The sequence below is a fragment of the Cupriavidus basilensis genome (assembly GCF_000876015.1).
In the GTDB taxonomy this organism is placed as follows: Bacteria; Pseudomonadota; Gammaproteobacteria; order Burkholderiales; family Burkholderiaceae; genus Cupriavidus; species Cupriavidus basilensis_B.
In genome coordinates this window covers 96,769-111,955 of the sequence record NZ_BBQM01000009.1, presented here as the reverse complement: position 1 = coordinate 111,955, position 15,187 = coordinate 96,769, and the positions used below count along the sequence as shown (strand labels likewise).

Sequence of the window (15,187 nt, the reverse complement as noted above, 5' to 3'; positions counted from 1 at the left end):
TTTGATGTTGACTTTGACGTTAAGAAGTTGACTTCGACTTTAAAGCCAAAACACAAACAAACCCCTATCCCACAAACCTATACCCCACCCCCAACTCCGTCATCAAATGCACCGGCTGCGCCGAATCCCTCTCCAGCTTCTGCCGCAGGTGCCCCATATAGACACGCAGATAGTGACTGCTCTCCGAATGCGCCGGCCCCCACACCTCGCGCAGCAGCTCGCGGTGCGTCATGACCTTGCCGCGGTGCGCGATCAGCACCGCCAGCAGGCGGTATTCGATCGGTGTCAGGTGGACGTCCTCGCCGGCCCGCGTGACCACGCGGTTGGCGAGATCGATCTGCACGTCGCCGAAGGCGACCAGCGCGCTGCCCTGGGGATTGAGGCGGGCGTGCCGGCGCAGCAGCACGCGCACGCGCGCGATCAGTTCGCCGACGCCGAACGGCTTGGTGAGGTAGTCGTCGGCGCCGGCGTCGAGCGCGGCGATCTTGTCGTCCTCGCCGCTGCGCGCGGACAGCACCAGCACCGGCACTTCGGTCCAGGTGCGCATCTCGCGGATCAGCGTCATGCCGTCGCCGTCGGGCAGGCCGAGGTCGAGGATCACGATGTCGGGCTGGCGCGTGCCGGCGTCGATCAGGCCGCGCTTGAGCGTCTCGGCCTCGTGCACGGCGCAGCCTTCGGCCTGCAGCGCCTCGCGCACGAAGCGGCGGATATGCGGCTCGTCCTCGACCAGCAGTACCGTGGGCGAAAAATCGAATGCCATCTCAGTGAGGTTCCTTGTGTGTTGCGCCCGCCGCGGCTTCGGGCTCGACCGCGGGCGGCGTGCCGCGCGGCAGCGCCACCACGAAGCGCGCGCCGCGGCCTTCGCCATCGTCTCCGCCCGCGCTCTCCACCCAGATGCGCCCGCCGTGCGCCTGCACGATGGCTTCGCACACGGCCAGGCCCAGGCCCACGCCGGCGGTGGCCGATTCGCGCTCGCCGCGCGTGAATTTCTGGAAGATCGACTGTTCCTGCCCGCGCGGCACGCCCGGGCCCTGGTCGGCCACCACCAGCCGCACCTCGGTGTCGGCCAGCTCGCCCGAGACGCGGATAGCGGTGCCCGCCGGCGTGTACTTGGCGGCGTTCTCCAGCAGGTTGCACAGCACGCGCTCCATCAGCACGGCGTCGCATTCCACCAGCGGCAGCGCGGCCAGCCCGGACACCGACACGCGGTGGCGCGCGAGCGCGTCGCGCATGGCGGCCAGCGCCGCGCCGACCATTTCCTCGCACGACTGCCACTCCTTGCGCATGTGCACGTCGCGGCTCTGCAGGCGCGCCATGTCGAGCAGGTTGATGACCATCGTGCGCATGCGCAGCGCCTGCTCGCGCATGGCGGCGACGGTCTCGGCCAGCGGCGGCGGCAGCGGCGGCTCGGCGCGCTGCATGGTCTCGGCCATGCCGACCAGGCTGGTCAGCGGCGTGCGCAGGTCGTGCGAGACCGCGGCCAGCAGCGAGCTGCGCAGCCGCTCGGACTCCATCGACACCAGCGCCTGCTGCGCCACCTCCACGTAGTGCAGCCGCTCGATGGCGATGGCGATCAGCGTGGCGAACACGTCAGCCTGGCGGCGCAGCTCGGGCTGCGCCAGCGCGCGCCACGCCTGCGGCTCCACCGCGAGCACGCCGCGCGTGCGCATCGGCGCCTTGAGCGGCAGGTAGAGCACGGTGCTGCCGGGCAGCGTGTGGGTGCCGGTGCCGGCGGGCTGGCCGTGGTCGAACACCCATTGCGCCAGCACCGGGTCGATGGCGCCGCTGGCGCGCTGGTCCGGGTCCACCGCGGGCGCCATCAGGCGGCCCTTGGGCGAGACCAGGAAAAAGGCCGAGCGCGCGCCGAGCGCGGCTTGCAGGAAGCGGCTGCCGATGGCGACGATCTGCTCGGGCACCAGCGCGGCCGACAGCTCGCGCGCCAGCTCGTAGAGCGTGCGCGCCTCGGTCTCGCGCTCGACCGACACGCGCGCCTGCTCGCGCAGCCCGGCGGTCAGCTGGCCGATCACCAGGCCCACGGTGAGCATCACCACGAAGGTCACGAGGTACTGCACGTCGCTGACCGAGAACGACAGCCGCGGCGGCACGAAGAAAAAGTCGAAGGCCGCCACCGACACCACCGAGGCCAGCGCGGCCGGCCCGCGCCCGTGGCGCAGCGCCACCGCCACCACCGCGGCCAGGAACAGCATGGCGATGTTGACCAGCTCGAACCACGGCCGCGCCAGCGCCGACAGCACGCTGGCGCCGGCGCACCACGCCACCGCCCACAGGTAGTCGAGGCGACGCGCCGCCACGCCGCGCTCGCCGTCGGCCACGCCGGCCGCGCCGGCATCGAGGTCGCCGCGCACGTCCGCGCGCGAACCCGGTCCCGCCGCCGGCTGCGCGCGGCCGCGCGCGTCGGCCGCCATCGCGTCGGCGGCCACGCGGATCACGTCGATCTCGGGGCAGCCCAGCGCCAGCGAATCGGCAAAGCTGTGGCGCCCGAACAGCCACGCGCGCGCGCCCAGGAACGGCGCCAGCGCAAGCGCCAGCAGCGCGCGGCCGCGCGCCAGCACGCCGCCGCCGGCGCGGTGCCACGCGCCGGGCGCGCGTCCCACCACCACCTTGGTCAGGTTGTGGCGGCGCACGTAGCCGGTCACGGCCTGCACGATGTCGCTGCCGGCCAGCGTCTCGGTGCGCGCGCCGAGCTCCTCGGCCAGCCGCATCGCCGCTTCCAGGCTGGCGCGCGCCGGCGCGGCCAGCGGCGCCAGGCGCGGCGTGGCCACCGTCACCACGTGCCAGTCGCAATCGAGCTGGCCGGCCAGCCGCCGCGCGCTCTTGACCACCTGCGCGGCATCGTCGCCGGTGCCGATGCAGGCCAGCACCGCCTCGCGCGTGCGCCACACCGGGCGGATCGATTCGGCGTGGCGGTAGGCGCGCACGTCGTCGTCCACGCGGTCGGCGGTGCGGCGCAGCGCCAGCTCGCGCAGCGCGATCAGGTTGCCCTTGCGGAAGAAATTGCTGGCCGCGGTGCGCGCCTGCTCCGGCATGTAGACCTTGCCGTCGCGCAGGCGCCGCAGCAGCTCGTCGGCGGGCAGGTCCACCAGGATCACTTCGTCGGCATCGTCGAACACCGTGTCGGGCACGGTCTCCCACACGCGGATGCCGGTGATGCCGCCGACCGCCTCGTTGAGGCTGTCGAGATGCTGGACGTTGACGGTGGTCCACACGTCGATGCCGGCCGAGAGCAGTTCCTCGATGTCCTGCCAGCGCTTCGGATGGCGGCTGCCGGGCGCGTTGGAATGCGCGAGCTCGTCGACCAGGATCAGCGCCGGGTGCCGCGCCAGCGCGCCGTCGAGATCGAACTCGTGCAGCACGCGGCCGTCCAGCTTCTGGTGCGGCATGGCCTTCGGCGGCAGCCGCTCGAGGCCGTCGAGCAGCGCCTCGGTCTCGGCGCGGCCGTGGGTTTCCACCACGCCGACCAGCACGTCGCTGCCCTGCTCGCGCAGCGCGCGCGCCGCGGCCAGCATGGCGAAGGTCTTGCCCACGCCGGCCGAGGCGCCGAAATACACGCGCAGCCTGCCGCGCGCGGCGCGCTCGCCCTCGGCCTGCATGCGTTGCAGCAGGGCGTCGGGATCGGGCCGCGGCGGCGTGTCGCGCGTGGCGGTGTCAGGCATGGGAAGGCGCGCTGCGCGCAAGGCGGGAGGATGCGGACGATTGTGCCACGGCGGCGCGCGGCCGGGCGCGGCGGCGGTTGATGCGCCGGCGCTCTCCCCCGGCCCCTGTCCCGCGCGCGGGACAGGGGAGCAAAGCCCGCGCCGTCACGGCTTTTCCGCATCCAGCGCCAGGTTCAGCTTGAGCACGTTGACCACCGGATCGCCCAGCACCGCCAGCAGCGGCCCTTGCGTATTGGCCGCCACCAGCGCCTGCACCCGCTCGGCCGGCAGGCCGCGCGCGCGCGCCACGCGCGCGGCCTGGTACTGCGCGGCGGCCGGGCTGATGTGCGGGTCCAGGCCGCTGGCCGAGGCGGTGACGAGATCGACCGGCACCGGCGCCTGGTTGGCCGGGTCGGCCGCGTGCAGCGCGTCGATGCGCGCGCGCGCGGCGTCGGTCAGCGCGGGGTTGCTCGGGCCGTAGTTGGAGCCGACCGAGGCGGCGCCGTTGTAGGGCATCGGCGCGGTGGCCGACAAGCGGCCCCAGAAGTACTTCGGGTCGGAGAAGGGCTGGCCGATCAGCTCGGAGCCGACCGCCTTGCCGTCCTTGACGATCAGCGAGCCGGCCGCCTGGTGCGGGAACACGGCGCGCGCGATGCCGGTGACGACGCCCGGGTAGAGCAGGCCGGTGACGGCGGACAGCGCGACGAACAGCGTCAGCAGCGGGCGCAGCAGGCCGCCCTGCACGGGCGTTTCGGACTGGCCATTGACGCCGCGGGGGGCTGTGGCTTGGGTATGCATGATGACTCCGTTCAATGTCTTTGCGGGTGCGGTGCGCGGGCTTGGGTATGGACCTGGACGCGGGCGTGGCTCACGCCCAGCCGAACAGCACCAGGATCATGTCGATGATCTTGATGCCGACGAACGGCACCAGGATGCCGCCCAGGCCGTAGACCAGCAGGTTGCGCCGCAGCAGCACGGCCGCGCCGAGCGGGCGATACACCACGCCGCGCAGCGCCAGCGGGATCAGCACCACGATGATGAGCGCGTTGAAGATCACCGCCGACAGGATGGCCGAGGCCGGCGTGGCCAGGCCCATCACGTTGAGCAGGTTGAGCTGCGGATAGGTGGTGGCGAACGCGGCCGGGATGATGGCGAAGTACTTGGCCACGTCGTTGGCCACGCTGAAGGTGGTCAGCGAGCCGCGCGTCATCAGCATCTGCTTGCCGATCTCCACGATCTCGATCAGCTTGGTCGGGTTGCTGTCGAGGTCGACCATGTTGCCGGCTTCCTTGGCCGCCTGCGTGCCGCTGTTCATGGCCACGGCCACGTCGGCCTGCGCCAGCGCGGGCGCGTCGTTGGTGCCGTCGCCGGTCATCGCCACCAGGCGGCCTTCGGCCTGGTAGTCGCGGATCAGCTTGAGCTTGGCTTCGGGCGTGGCCTCGGCGAGGAAGTCGTCGACGCCCGCCTCGGCCGCGATCGAGGCCGCGGTGAGGCGGTTGTCGCCGGTGATCATCACGGTGCGGATGCCCATCTTGCGCAGCTCGCCGAAGCGCTCGCGGATGCCGGACTTGACGATGTCCTTGAGCTCGACCACGCCGAGCACGCGCACGGTCTCGCCGCGGCCGTCGTCGAACGACTCGGCCACCACCAGCGGCGTGCTGCCGGCGCGGGCCACGTCGTCCACGGCCTGCATCACCGCCTCGGGGAACTTGCCGGCGCGCTCGGTCACGTAGCGGCGCACGGCGTCGGCGGCGCCCTTGCGCACGCTGCGCCCGCCCGCGTCCACGCCGCTCATGCGGGTCTGCGCGGTGAACGGCACGAAGATCGGGCGCAGCGCGCTGATGTCGGGCGCGGCGGCGCCGGACTGCTGGCGCGCCAGCGTGACGATGCTGCGGCCCTCGGGCGTCTCGTCGGCCAGCGACGACAGCCACGCGGCCTCGGCAAGCTGCTGCGCGCCGACGCCGGGCGCGGCGATGAAGCGCGCGGCCTGGCGGTTGCCGTGGGTGATGGTGCCGGTCTTGTCGAGCAGCAGCACGTCGACGTCGCCGGCGGCTTCCACCGCGCGGCCCGAGGTGGCGATCACGTTGGCTTCCATCATGCGGCTCATGCCCGCCACGCCGATGGCCGACAGCAGCCCGCCGATGGTGGTGGGGATCAGGCACACCAGCAGCGCGATCAGCACGGTGATGGTGACGGGCATGCCGGCCTTCGTCACCAGCACGCTGTACACCGAGAACGGCTGCAGCGTGGCGGTGGCCAGCAGCAGCACGATGGTCAGGCCCACCAGCAGGATGGTCAGCGCCAGCTCGTTGGGGGTCTTCTGGCGCTTGGCGCCCTCGACCATCGTGATCATGCGGTCGATGAAGCTCTCGCCCGGATTGGTGGTGATGCGCACCACGATCCAGTCCGACAGCACGCGCGTGCCGCCCGTCACCGAGGAAAAGTCGCCGCCCGACTCGCGGATCACCGGCGCGGACTCGCCGGTGATGGCGCTTTCGTCGACCGAGGCCACGCCTTCGATCACCTCGCCGTCGCCGGGCACCATGTCGCCGGCCTCGACCAGCACCACGTCGCCGCGGCGCAGCGCGGTGGCCGCGCGCGCCTCGGTGGCGCCGGCGGCGCGCCAGTCGCGCCGGCCTTCCTTGACCAGTTTCGCGGTGACGGTGGTCTTGAGCCCGCGCAGCGCCTCGGCCTGCTGCTTGCTGCGCCCTTCGGCCAGCGCCTCGGCGAAGTTGGCGAACAGCACGGTGAACCACAGCCACACCGACACCGCGAGGATGAAGCCCGCGCTCTCGCCGCCCGCGCTGGCGGGCGCGAACAGCGCGCGGAAGAACAGGATGGTGGTCAGGATGCTGCCCACGTAGACCACGAACATCACCGGGTTGCGCAGCTGGTCGCGCGGCGACAGCTTCTTCACCGCGTCGAGCAGGGCCGGCCTGACCAGCTCGGGCGCGAACATGCCGCCGCGCGGCGGGCGCTGGTGGCCGCCGCCCTGGTGGGCGCCTGCCTTGTGGGTGCCGCCCGGGGCCGGCGCGCCGCCAGTGGCCGCCGGGGTGGTGCTTGCCGGTGCCGCGCCGGCCTGCTTGCCGCGCGTCACCATCGATTCTTGTTGCATGCGTTTCTCCGCAATACGCTGATCTGCCTGGGGATGCCGCCCGCGCGGCGATGCGCGGCGGGCGGGCGGCCCCGGGCTACTTTCCTGCCGCCGTGACCACGGCGCCCTGCAATTGCTCCGCCACCGGCCCCAGCGCCAGCGCCGGGACGTAGGTCAGCGCGCCCACCATCAGCACCGAGCCGACCAGCAGCACCACGAACAGCGGGCCGTGCGTGGGCATGGTGCCGCCCGTCACCGGCACGCGCTTCTTGGCGGCCAGCGAGCCGGCCAGCGCGAGGATCGGCACGATGATCCAGAAGCGGCCGAGCCACATCGCCGCGGCCAGCAGCCCGTTGTAGAACGGCGTGTTGGCCGACAGCCCGGCGAAGGCGCTGCCGTTGTTGTTGGCCGCCGACGAGAGCGCGTAGAGGATCTCCGAGAAGCCGTGCGTGCCGGGGTTGAACACGCCCGCGCGCCCGGCCTCCACCATCACCGCCACGGCGGTGCCGAGCAGCACCAGCAGCGGCGTGACGAGGATCGCCACCGCGGTCATCTTCATCTCGTAGGCCTCGATCTTCTTGCCCAGGTATTCGGGCGTGCGGCCGATCATCAGGCCGGCGATGAAGACCGCCAGCACCGCGTACACCAGCATGCCGTACAGGCCCGAGCCAACCCCGCCGAACACCACCTCGCCGAGCTGCATCAGCAGCATCGGCACCAGCCCGCCGATGGCGGTGAAGGAGTCGTGCATGGCATTGACCGCGCCGCACGAGGCCGCCGTGGTGATGGTGGCGAACAGCGCGCTGGCGGCGATGCCGAAGCGGGTTTCCTTGCCTTCCATGTTGCCGCCGGCCTGCAGCGCGCTGGCCACGTGGTCGACCGGCAAACCCGCCAGCGCGGCATTGGCCTGCTGCTCGGACAGCGCCGCCACGCACGCCATCGCCACGAAGATCACCGTCATCGACGCCAGCACCGCCACGCCCTGGCGGCGGTCCTTGACCATCTCGCCGAAGGTGAAGCACAGCGCCGCCGGAATCAGGAAGATGGCCAGCATCTGCAGCAGGTTGGCCAGTTCGGTCGGATTCTCGAACGGATGCGCCGAGTTGGCGTTGAAGAAGCCGCCGCCGTTGGTGCCGAGCATCTTGATGGCTTCCTGCGAGGCCACCGGGCCCATCGCCAGCGTCTGCGTGCCGGTCTTCATGGCCTCGGTGACGGGCGCGTCCTTGGCGTCGAGCACCGGCTGGCCGGCGGCGTCCACCTTGGGCTGGCTGTACTCGATGGGCGTCACCAGCGCGACTTCCTTGTAGGCGTCGAAGTTCTGGATCACGCCCTGGCCGACCAGCGCCACGGCGAAGGCGACCGACAGCGGCAGCAGCACGTAGAGCGTGCAGCGCGTGACGTCCACCCAGAAGTTGCCGATGGTCGCCGCGCTCTGGCGCGCGAAGCCGCGGATCAGCGCGAACACCACGGCGATGCCGGTGGCCGCCGAGAAGAAGTTCTGCACCGTGAGCGCCAGCATCTGCGTGAGGTAGCTCATGGTGGATTCGCCGGCATAACCCTGCCAGTTCGTGTTGGAGACGAAGCTCACCGCGGTGTTGAAGGCCGAGTCCGGCGACACCGCGCCGAAGCCCTGCGGGTTGAACGGCAGCCACGCCTGCAGCCGTTGCAGCGCGTAGACCGCCACCACGCCCAGCATGTTGAAGGCGACCAGCGCCACCGTGTATTGCTTCCAGCCCATGCCGGCGTCGGCGCGCACGCCGCCCGCGCGGTACAGCAGGCGCTCCAGCGGCCGGCCCCAGGCGGTGGCGCGGTAGCCGCCATCCTCCATCGCGCGGCGGATGTAGCGCCCGAGGAACGGCGCGAGCGCCAGCAGGATGGCGAGGTAGAGGACGAGCAGTCCCAGGAATTCGGTTGACATCAGAATTTCTCCGGCCGGAACAGGGCAATCAGGAGGTAGATGAAGACAGCAGCGGCGAGCACGCCGCCCAGCAGATCGGCCCAGTCCATCACAGCCTCCTGTCCGCGGCGCTGTCCTTGCGGCGCGCGTCGGCGCCGTCCGCTCCCGGACCGTCGGCCGCGCCCGGCGGCTTGCCACCCAGCGCGGCGCACAGCGCCAGCAGTGCGCCGGTCAGCGCACCGAACAGCAACAAACCAATGAAATAGATCCCGTCCATGACAAACACCGTGAGTGATTCACAGATGGCAGGTTAGGGATGGCGCGGTAAAAACGGGGTAGAGAGGGGGAAGGGGGGTGTAAAGAAGATATAAAGACGGGGGAGTGGTGGTGGCGCGCGGTGGCCGGCAAAGATCAGCCCGCCGCTTGCGGCAATTGAAACGCACCGGCGCAAGCCGCGCCGGGCACCCGTCCGGCTAGATCCAGCCCGACTTGTGCAATTTGCGCCAGAGCCCCGCGCAGGCCAGCGCGGTCACGCCGATCACGGTCGGGTAGGCGTAGTGGAACTTCAGCTCCGGCATGAAGTTGAAGTTCATCCCGTACAGGCTGAACACCACGGTGGGAATCGCCAGGATGGCGCCCCAGCCGGCCAGGCGCTTGACGATCTCGTTCTGGCCGACAGTGACCAGCGCCAGGTTGACCTGCACCGCGGTGGTCAGCATTTCGCGCACCACGTCGAGCGTGCGCACCAGGCGGCTGGCATGATCCTCGATGTCGCGGAAGTAGGCGCGCAGCTCCTTGGGCACCAGTTCCTCGTGCAACCGGATCAGTTGCCCGCAGATCTCTTCGATCGGGTAGACCGCGTTGCGCAGGCGCAGGACCTGGCGCTTGATGTGGTACAGGTGCTCGATGGCGGCGCGGTCGAACTCGTCGCGGAAGATGCCCTGCTCGAGCTGCTCGAAGGCGTCCTCGAGCCGCGTGACGATAGGCATGTAGTGGTCCACCACGAAATCCATCAGCGCGTAGAGCACGTAGCCCGGCCCGTTGGCGAGCGCGCGCGGGTCGCTCTCGCAGCGCTCGCGCACCGGCGCGTAGCTACTGCTGGCGCCGTGGCGCACCGACACCACGTAGCGCGGCCCCACGAACAGGTGAGTCTCGCCCACCACCACCTCCTCGTTCACCAGCTGGGCGGTGTTGAGCACGACGAAGATGGAGTCGCCGTAGGTCTCCAGCTTGGGGCGCTGGTGTGCGTCGAGGGCGTCTTCCACGGCGAGGTCGTGCAGGCCGAATTCCTGCTGCACCTTGCGCAGCAGCGGCAGGTCCGGCTCGTGCAGGCCGAGCCAGACGAAGGTGCCGGGCACCGCGATGGCGTCGCTGATCTCGTCCACCGCCACATCCCCGAGCCGCTTGCCGTCGCGGTAAGCCACGCTGTTGACGATCGCACCCATGCCTGCTCCCTTGTCCGAATGGCGCAATCGTAACAAGAGCGCGGCCCGCGCGGGGGCGGCGCGGCGGCGAACCGGCGACGAACCGGCAGCGGACATGCGGCCGCCCTGCGGCGCAGGGCGACGAAGTGCGACGAAGTGCGGCCGCGTGCGCGGCGGGTGGCCGCGGCGGCCTGGCGCGCGCCCCATCCGGCACTGGAAAGCCCGGCAGGGGTATTTGTTACAGTTCTGCCTCCAGCTGACGTTAGAATGTCCCATTTCCACGGTCACCGACTATGTCCCAGAAGAAATCGCCACGCTTCGAACTGCGCAGTGGCAACGTCGACGCCCTCCTCCTCGCGCTCAAGTCCGCTGACATGGCAGCGCTGCGGGACGACCTCCTGTCCCGCTTCGAATCGACCCCCGATTTCTTCTCCAACGATGTCGTCGCCCTCGACCTGCGCCGCCTGGAAGGCGACGAGCGGATCGCGCTCGACACGGTGATCGAGACCCTGGCCCAGCTCAAGGCCCGCGCCATCGGCGTGGTGGCGCGCGAGGCCCAGCACGGCTGGGCGGCGTCCTTCGGCCTGCCGCTGCTGGACAGCCACAGCCGGCGCGGCGGCCGCGAAGAAGCCGCGCCGGCCACGCAGACTACGCAGGCCGGGCCGGCCGAGGGGCCCGCCGCGGCCCCGGCGGAAGCCCCGCCCGGGCCGGCGCAGGCCGCGGCCGAGGTGGTCGCGGCCACGGTGGCGGACGCCGCCGCGCGCAGCGTGCCGACCATGCTGATCGACAAGCCGCTGCGCTCGGGCCAGCAGGTCTACGCCGCCGGCGACGTGGTGATCCTGGACCTGGTCAGCTACGGCGCCGAGGTCATCGCCGAGGGCAACATCCACGTCTATGCCCCGCTGCGCGGCCGCGCGCTGGCGGGCGTCAAGGGCGACACGCAGGCGCGCATCTTCTGCACCTGCCTGGAACCCGAACTGCTTTCCATCGCCGGCATCTACCGCACCGGCGAACTGTCGCTGCCCGCCGACGTGCTGGGCAAGCCCGCCCAGGTACGCCTGGACGGCGAAAAACTGATCCTCGAACCGCTCCGGATGAAGTAACACCGCCGCCGAGCACCAACCACAGCAGCGCAAGCTTCAACCATTACTGGATCCAAGAGCCATGGCAAAAATCATCGTTGTGACCTCCGGCAAGGGAGGCGTAGGCAAGACCACCACCAGCGCCAGCTTCTCCGCCGGGCTGGCCCTGCGTGGCCACAAGACTGCCGTGATCGACTTCGACGTCGGCCTGCGCAACCTCGACCTGATCATGGGCTGCGAGCGCCGCGTGGTGTACGACCTGGTCAACGTGGTGCAGGGCGAGGCCAACCTGAACCAGGCCCTGATCAAGGACAAGAAGTGCGAGAACCTGTTCATCCTGCCGGCCTCGCAGACGCGCGACAAGGACGCGCTGACCAAGGAAGGCGTGGAAAAGGTCATCAACGGCCTGGTCGAGATGGGCTTCGAGTACATCGTGTGCGACTCGCCCGCGGGCATCGAGTCGGGCGCGCTGCTGGCCATGTATTTCGCCGACGAGGCGCTGGTCGTGACCAACCCGGAAGTGTCCTCGGTGCGCGACTCGGACCGCATCCTGGGCATCCTGGCGTCCAAGACCAAGCGCGCCAGCGAAGGCGGCGAGCCGATCAAGGAACACCTGCTGATCACGCGCTACAACCCCAAGCGCGTGCACGGCGGCGAGATGCTGTCGCTGACCGACATCCAGGAAATCCTGCGCATCAAGCTCATCGGCGTGGTGCCGGAGTCGGAGGCGGTGCTGCACGCCTCCAACCAGGGCACGCCGGCCATCCACCTGGAAGGCAGCGACGTGGCCGACGCCTACGGCGACGTGGTCGACCGCTTCCTGGGCAAGGACAAGCCGATGCGCTTCACCGACTACCAGAAGCCGGGGCTGCTCTCCCGCATCTTCGGCAACAAGTAAGGAGGGCCTGCCACCATGTCGATCCTGTCCTTCCTGCTCGGCGAGAAAAAGAAATCCGCCTCCGTTGCCAAGGAGCGGCTCCAGATCATTCTCGCCCACGAACGCACCGGCCATTCGGCGCCGGCCGACTACCTGCCCGCCCTGCAGCGCGAACTGGTCGCGGTCATTTCGAAATACGTGAAAATCAGCGACCAGGACCTGCGCGTGAGCCTCGAGCGCCAGGACAACCTGGAGGTGCTCGAGGTCAAGATCGAGATCCCGCAGGGCTGATGCCCCGCATCCCGGCTTCGTTGAGCGGGTTCGTTGAGCGCGCCTGACTGGGCCTGACCGGGTGCGTTGACTGGGTGCGTGATCGGGCGCGTGTTAGGCGCGTCGACCTAGCGCGTCGACCTAGCGCGTTGGCCGGGTGCGTTGGCCGGGTGCGTTGGCCGGGCGCGCCGGCAAGCCGCCCGATGCGGCGTCACGGCGGCTCGCCAGGCGCCGGCCTCGCCGCGCTTCGCTGCCGGCCTCGCGCGCCGTCTCGGCCGACCCGGTTCCTCAGCCAACCCGAGCCCCGGAAAACCGGGCTGAAAGCCCTCCCACGGCGGGGTAAGCAGGCTGCACCACGGTCATTTCGCGCTGCACCATTTTGTCGTTTTGTCGCGGCATCACAACGGTTTTTGCACCATTTGCCCGCTTAGAGGCGGCCAACAACGTCCATTAGTGTCCTAATCTTTTCCGTTTTGTTAAATTTTCGCGGCGTTTACACGAAACGTAAACCCGTCCGCCACCGTGATCCGGCAGCGGACACGACAGAACAGAAAAGGAGCACTATGAAGAAATCAGCCCTGACCCTCGCAATTGGCACGCTGCTGGCCGGCAGCGCCTACGCTCAGTCGTCCGTTACCCTGTACGGTATCGTCGACCAGAGCATCCGTTACACCAGCAACTCGAACGGTGCCAACGACAACCAGTTCCAGCTGACCAACGGTGCCATCACCAACAGCCGCTGGGGCATCAAGGGCGCCGAAGCCCTGGGTAACAACCTGAAGGCGATCTTCCAGCTGGAAAACGGCTTCGATCCCGATACCGGCCGCGCCAACCAGAACAACAGCCTGTTCGGTCGCCAGGCCTACGTGGGCCTGTCGGGTGATTTCGGCACCATCAAGCTGGGCCGCCAGTACACCGAAGGCTTCAACTTCTTCGGCGACTACGATCCGCTGACCATCGGCAACTACACCGGCAACGCCTGGCCGTTCTTCCTGACCAACTTCCGCAACAACAACGTGGTCAGCTACGACGGCAAGTTCGGCGGCCTGAACGTCGGCGCCAGCTACGGCTTCGGCGAGAAGGCGGGCAGCTTCACCTCGTCGCAGTACTGGGGTACCCGCGCCGCGTACACGTTCGGTCCGTTCGGCGTCGGCGCCGTGTTCCAGGAAACCCGTGACGCCAACGGCAACAAGCAGCAGATGTGGGGCGCGTCCGGCAAGTACAGCATCGGCCCGGCCAAGGTGTTCCTCGGCTACGTCGGTGGCAAGGACCGCACCGGCTCGGTCGACGCCAGCCTGAACGGCGACGCGCTGGCCGCAGGCAGCGCCAACGCGGTGCCGGCCGGCAACTTCACGGCCAACCCGCGCAAGGACATGATCGGCTACCTGGGTCTGACCTATCAGCTGACCCCGGCCCTGGCGCTGACCGGCGTGTTCTACGGCGACCACGTCAAGGACGCGAACGGCGTGGCGAACAACGCAGGCAACCGCTACACCGGCGTGCTGCTGGCCGAGTACTCGCTGTCCAAGCGCACCCAGGTCTACGGCACCGTGGACTACAACAAGCTGACCGGCGGCACGCAGACCGAACTGCCGGGCAGGAACAACCAGACCGGCGCAGCCCTGGGCATCCGCCACATTTTCTGATCGTTCCTGGCCTGATTGCCTTCACGGGCAAGTCCCCGCCCCACGCGGGGACACTTCAGGTTCCAGCCGACAAGAAAGCCCCTTCGGGGGCTTTCTTGCTTTTGGCGGGCATCGGCGGCATCGGCGATGGGCATGACAGTGGCGGCGGCAGCCGGGCAAGCCATGCGCGGGCCAGCTGCACATCCGCATCCGCGTACGGGCCGCCGTCCCGGCGTTTCGCTCGCCCTCGCCCTCCTCGCCCTCCTCGCCCTCCTCGCCCTCCCTCACCCGCTATCCCCCGCTCTCGCGCGACCCCACGCCGTGGCCGGCACCAGCTCGAGCCGGTAGCCGTGCGTGTAGACCGGCAGCAGCCGCAGCCCGTGCTCGGGCGCCAGCCCCAGCTTGCTGCGCACGCGCGACATGTGCGTGTCGATGGTGCGCGACAGCGGCGAGATCTCGCGCCCCCACACCGCCGCCACGATATGGTCGCGCGACACGATGCGGCCCTCGTTGCGGAACAGCAGCACGGCGAGGTCGAACTCCTTCGGCGTGAGCCGCAGCGGCGTGGCGCCGCGCACCACCGTGCGCGCGGCGCAATCGAACACGTAGCCGGCCAGCGCCACGCGCGCGCAGCCGCTGCCGGGCTCCGGGTAGGCGCGCCGCAGCAGGGACGCGGTGCGCGCCAGCAGCTCGCCGCGCCGCACCGGCTTGAGCATGTAGTCGTCGGCGCCGGTGGCGAGGCCGTCGACGATGTCTTCCTCGGCGCTGCGGCCGGTCACGAACATCACCGGCACGCGGCGGTCGAGGTTGGCCCGCACCCAGGTCAGAACCTCCTTGCCGGACAGGTCGGGCAGGTGCCAGTCGAGCAGCAGCAGGTCGAAGTTCTCCTCGCGCAGGCGCAGCAGCATCTCGCGGCTGCGCCCGAAGGTCATGCAGTCGTGCCCCGCCTCGCCCAGGATCCGCCGGATCAGGGCCGCCTCGGCGGGATGGTCTTCCAGTGAAGCGATCTTCATTCCCATAGCTGGCCGGTCTCGCGTTGGTTGGTCTCGTGCATCGATCTCGCGCATTGATCTCGCAAACCGGATCTCATGCGCCGGATCTCGCGCGCCGGATCTCGCGCGCCGGATTTCACGCGCCGGATTTCACGCACCGGATCTCGCGGCGGCCGGTGCGCCGGCGCCCCGGCATGCCCGGCAATGCGGGGGCTCCATGCCATTACATGCCCGGACGGCGGGCCGGCATATGAGAGTTTTCGCATTCCGCCG

At 69.8% G+C, this 15,187-nt stretch carries 13 protein-coding genes; 4 read left to right on the top strand and 9 right to left on the bottom strand.

All coding sequences use genetic code 11. The annotated features are described in order from the left end of the window. Window positions 1-64: 64 nt before the first annotated feature. From kdpE to KF708C_RS05755, 8 genes are all read right to left on the bottom strand, one after another. Window positions 65-760 carry a two-component system response regulator KdpE gene (gene kdpE / locus KF708C_RS05785; protein WP_020204626.1) on the bottom strand — a complete coding sequence of 232 codons (696 nt, stop codon included), beginning with the start codon at window positions 758-760 and terminating at the stop codon, window positions 65-67. A 1-nt stretch (window position 761) separates the two neighbouring features. Next, window positions 762-3,674: a DUF4118 domain-containing protein gene (locus tag KF708C_RS05780; protein WP_156173743.1), complete on the bottom strand. Its 2,913-nt coding sequence runs from the start codon at window positions 3,672-3,674 to the stop codon at window positions 762-764. Between the two features lie 144 nt (window positions 3,675-3,818). Then, entirely contained in the window at window positions 3,819-4,451 is a 633-nt protein-coding gene (gene kdpC / locus KF708C_RS05775) for a potassium-transporting ATPase subunit KdpC (RefSeq protein ID WP_059411042.1), read from the bottom strand. A gap of 70 nt (window positions 4,452-4,521) precedes the next feature. Continuing rightward, the gene (gene kdpB, locus KF708C_RS05770; protein WP_020423867.1) at window positions 4,522-6,768 is read right to left on the bottom strand and encodes a potassium-transporting ATPase subunit KdpB; all 2,247 of its coding nucleotides are present in this window, start codon (window positions 6,766-6,768) and stop codon (window positions 4,522-4,524) included. A gap of 76 nt (window positions 6,769-6,844) precedes the next feature. Continuing rightward, window positions 6,845-8,665 (bottom strand): potassium-transporting ATPase subunit KdpA, encoded by a 1,821-nt coding sequence (gene kdpA / locus KF708C_RS05765; RefSeq protein ID WP_059411039.1) that lies wholly within the window; start codon window positions 8,663-8,665, stop codon window positions 6,845-6,847. Continuing rightward, on the bottom strand, window positions 8,665-8,754 hold the full coding sequence (gene kdpF / locus KF708C_RS05760; protein WP_020204631.1) for a K(+)-transporting ATPase subunit F: 90 nt from the start codon (window positions 8,752-8,754) through the stop codon (window positions 8,665-8,667). Before kdpF ends, kdpA begins: the two co-directional genes overlap by 1 nt. Continuing rightward, the gene (locus KF708C_RS35485; protein WP_020204632.1) at window positions 8,754-8,921 is read right to left on the bottom strand and encodes a hypothetical protein; all 168 of its coding nucleotides are present in this window, start codon (window positions 8,919-8,921) and stop codon (window positions 8,754-8,756) included. Before KF708C_RS35485 ends, kdpF begins: the two co-directional genes overlap by 1 nt. A 196-nt stretch (window positions 8,922-9,117) precedes the next feature. Then, window positions 9,118-10,089: a magnesium and cobalt transport protein CorA gene (locus tag KF708C_RS05755; RefSeq protein WP_020204633.1), complete on the bottom strand. Its 972-nt coding sequence runs from the start codon at window positions 10,087-10,089 to the stop codon at window positions 9,118-9,120. Between the two features lie 272 nt (window positions 10,090-10,361). On the opposite strand from KF708C_RS05755, the gene minC reads away from it, so the two are divergent. From minC to KF708C_RS05735, 4 genes are all read left to right on the top strand, one after another. Then, window positions 10,362-11,171 (top strand): septum site-determining protein MinC, encoded by an 810-nt coding sequence (gene minC, locus KF708C_RS05750; RefSeq protein ID WP_020204634.1) that lies wholly within the window; start codon window positions 10,362-10,364, stop codon window positions 11,169-11,171. Between the two features lie 61 nt (window positions 11,172-11,232). Continuing rightward, window positions 11,233-12,048 carry a septum site-determining protein MinD gene (gene minD / locus KF708C_RS05745; protein ID WP_020204635.1) on the top strand — a complete coding sequence of 272 codons (816 nt, stop codon included), beginning with the start codon at window positions 11,233-11,235 and terminating at the stop codon, window positions 12,046-12,048. A gap of 15 nt (window positions 12,049-12,063) precedes the next feature. After that, window positions 12,064-12,318: a cell division topological specificity factor MinE gene (gene minE, locus KF708C_RS05740; RefSeq protein ID WP_006164360.1), complete on the top strand. Its 255-nt coding sequence runs from the start codon at window positions 12,064-12,066 to the stop codon at window positions 12,316-12,318. A gap of 542 nt (window positions 12,319-12,860) precedes the next feature. Then, a complete protein-coding gene (locus KF708C_RS05735; RefSeq protein ID WP_020204636.1) occupies window positions 12,861-13,943 on the top strand; it encodes a porin in 1,083 nt (360 codons plus the stop codon). A gap of 263 nt (window positions 13,944-14,206) precedes the next feature. Here the strand turns inward: KF708C_RS05735 and KF708C_RS05730 are convergent, their stop codons facing one another. Then, a complete protein-coding gene (locus KF708C_RS05730; RefSeq protein WP_020204637.1) occupies window positions 14,207-14,935 on the bottom strand; it encodes a response regulator transcription factor in 729 nt (242 codons plus the stop codon). Window positions 14,936-15,187: the final 252 nt, after the last annotated feature.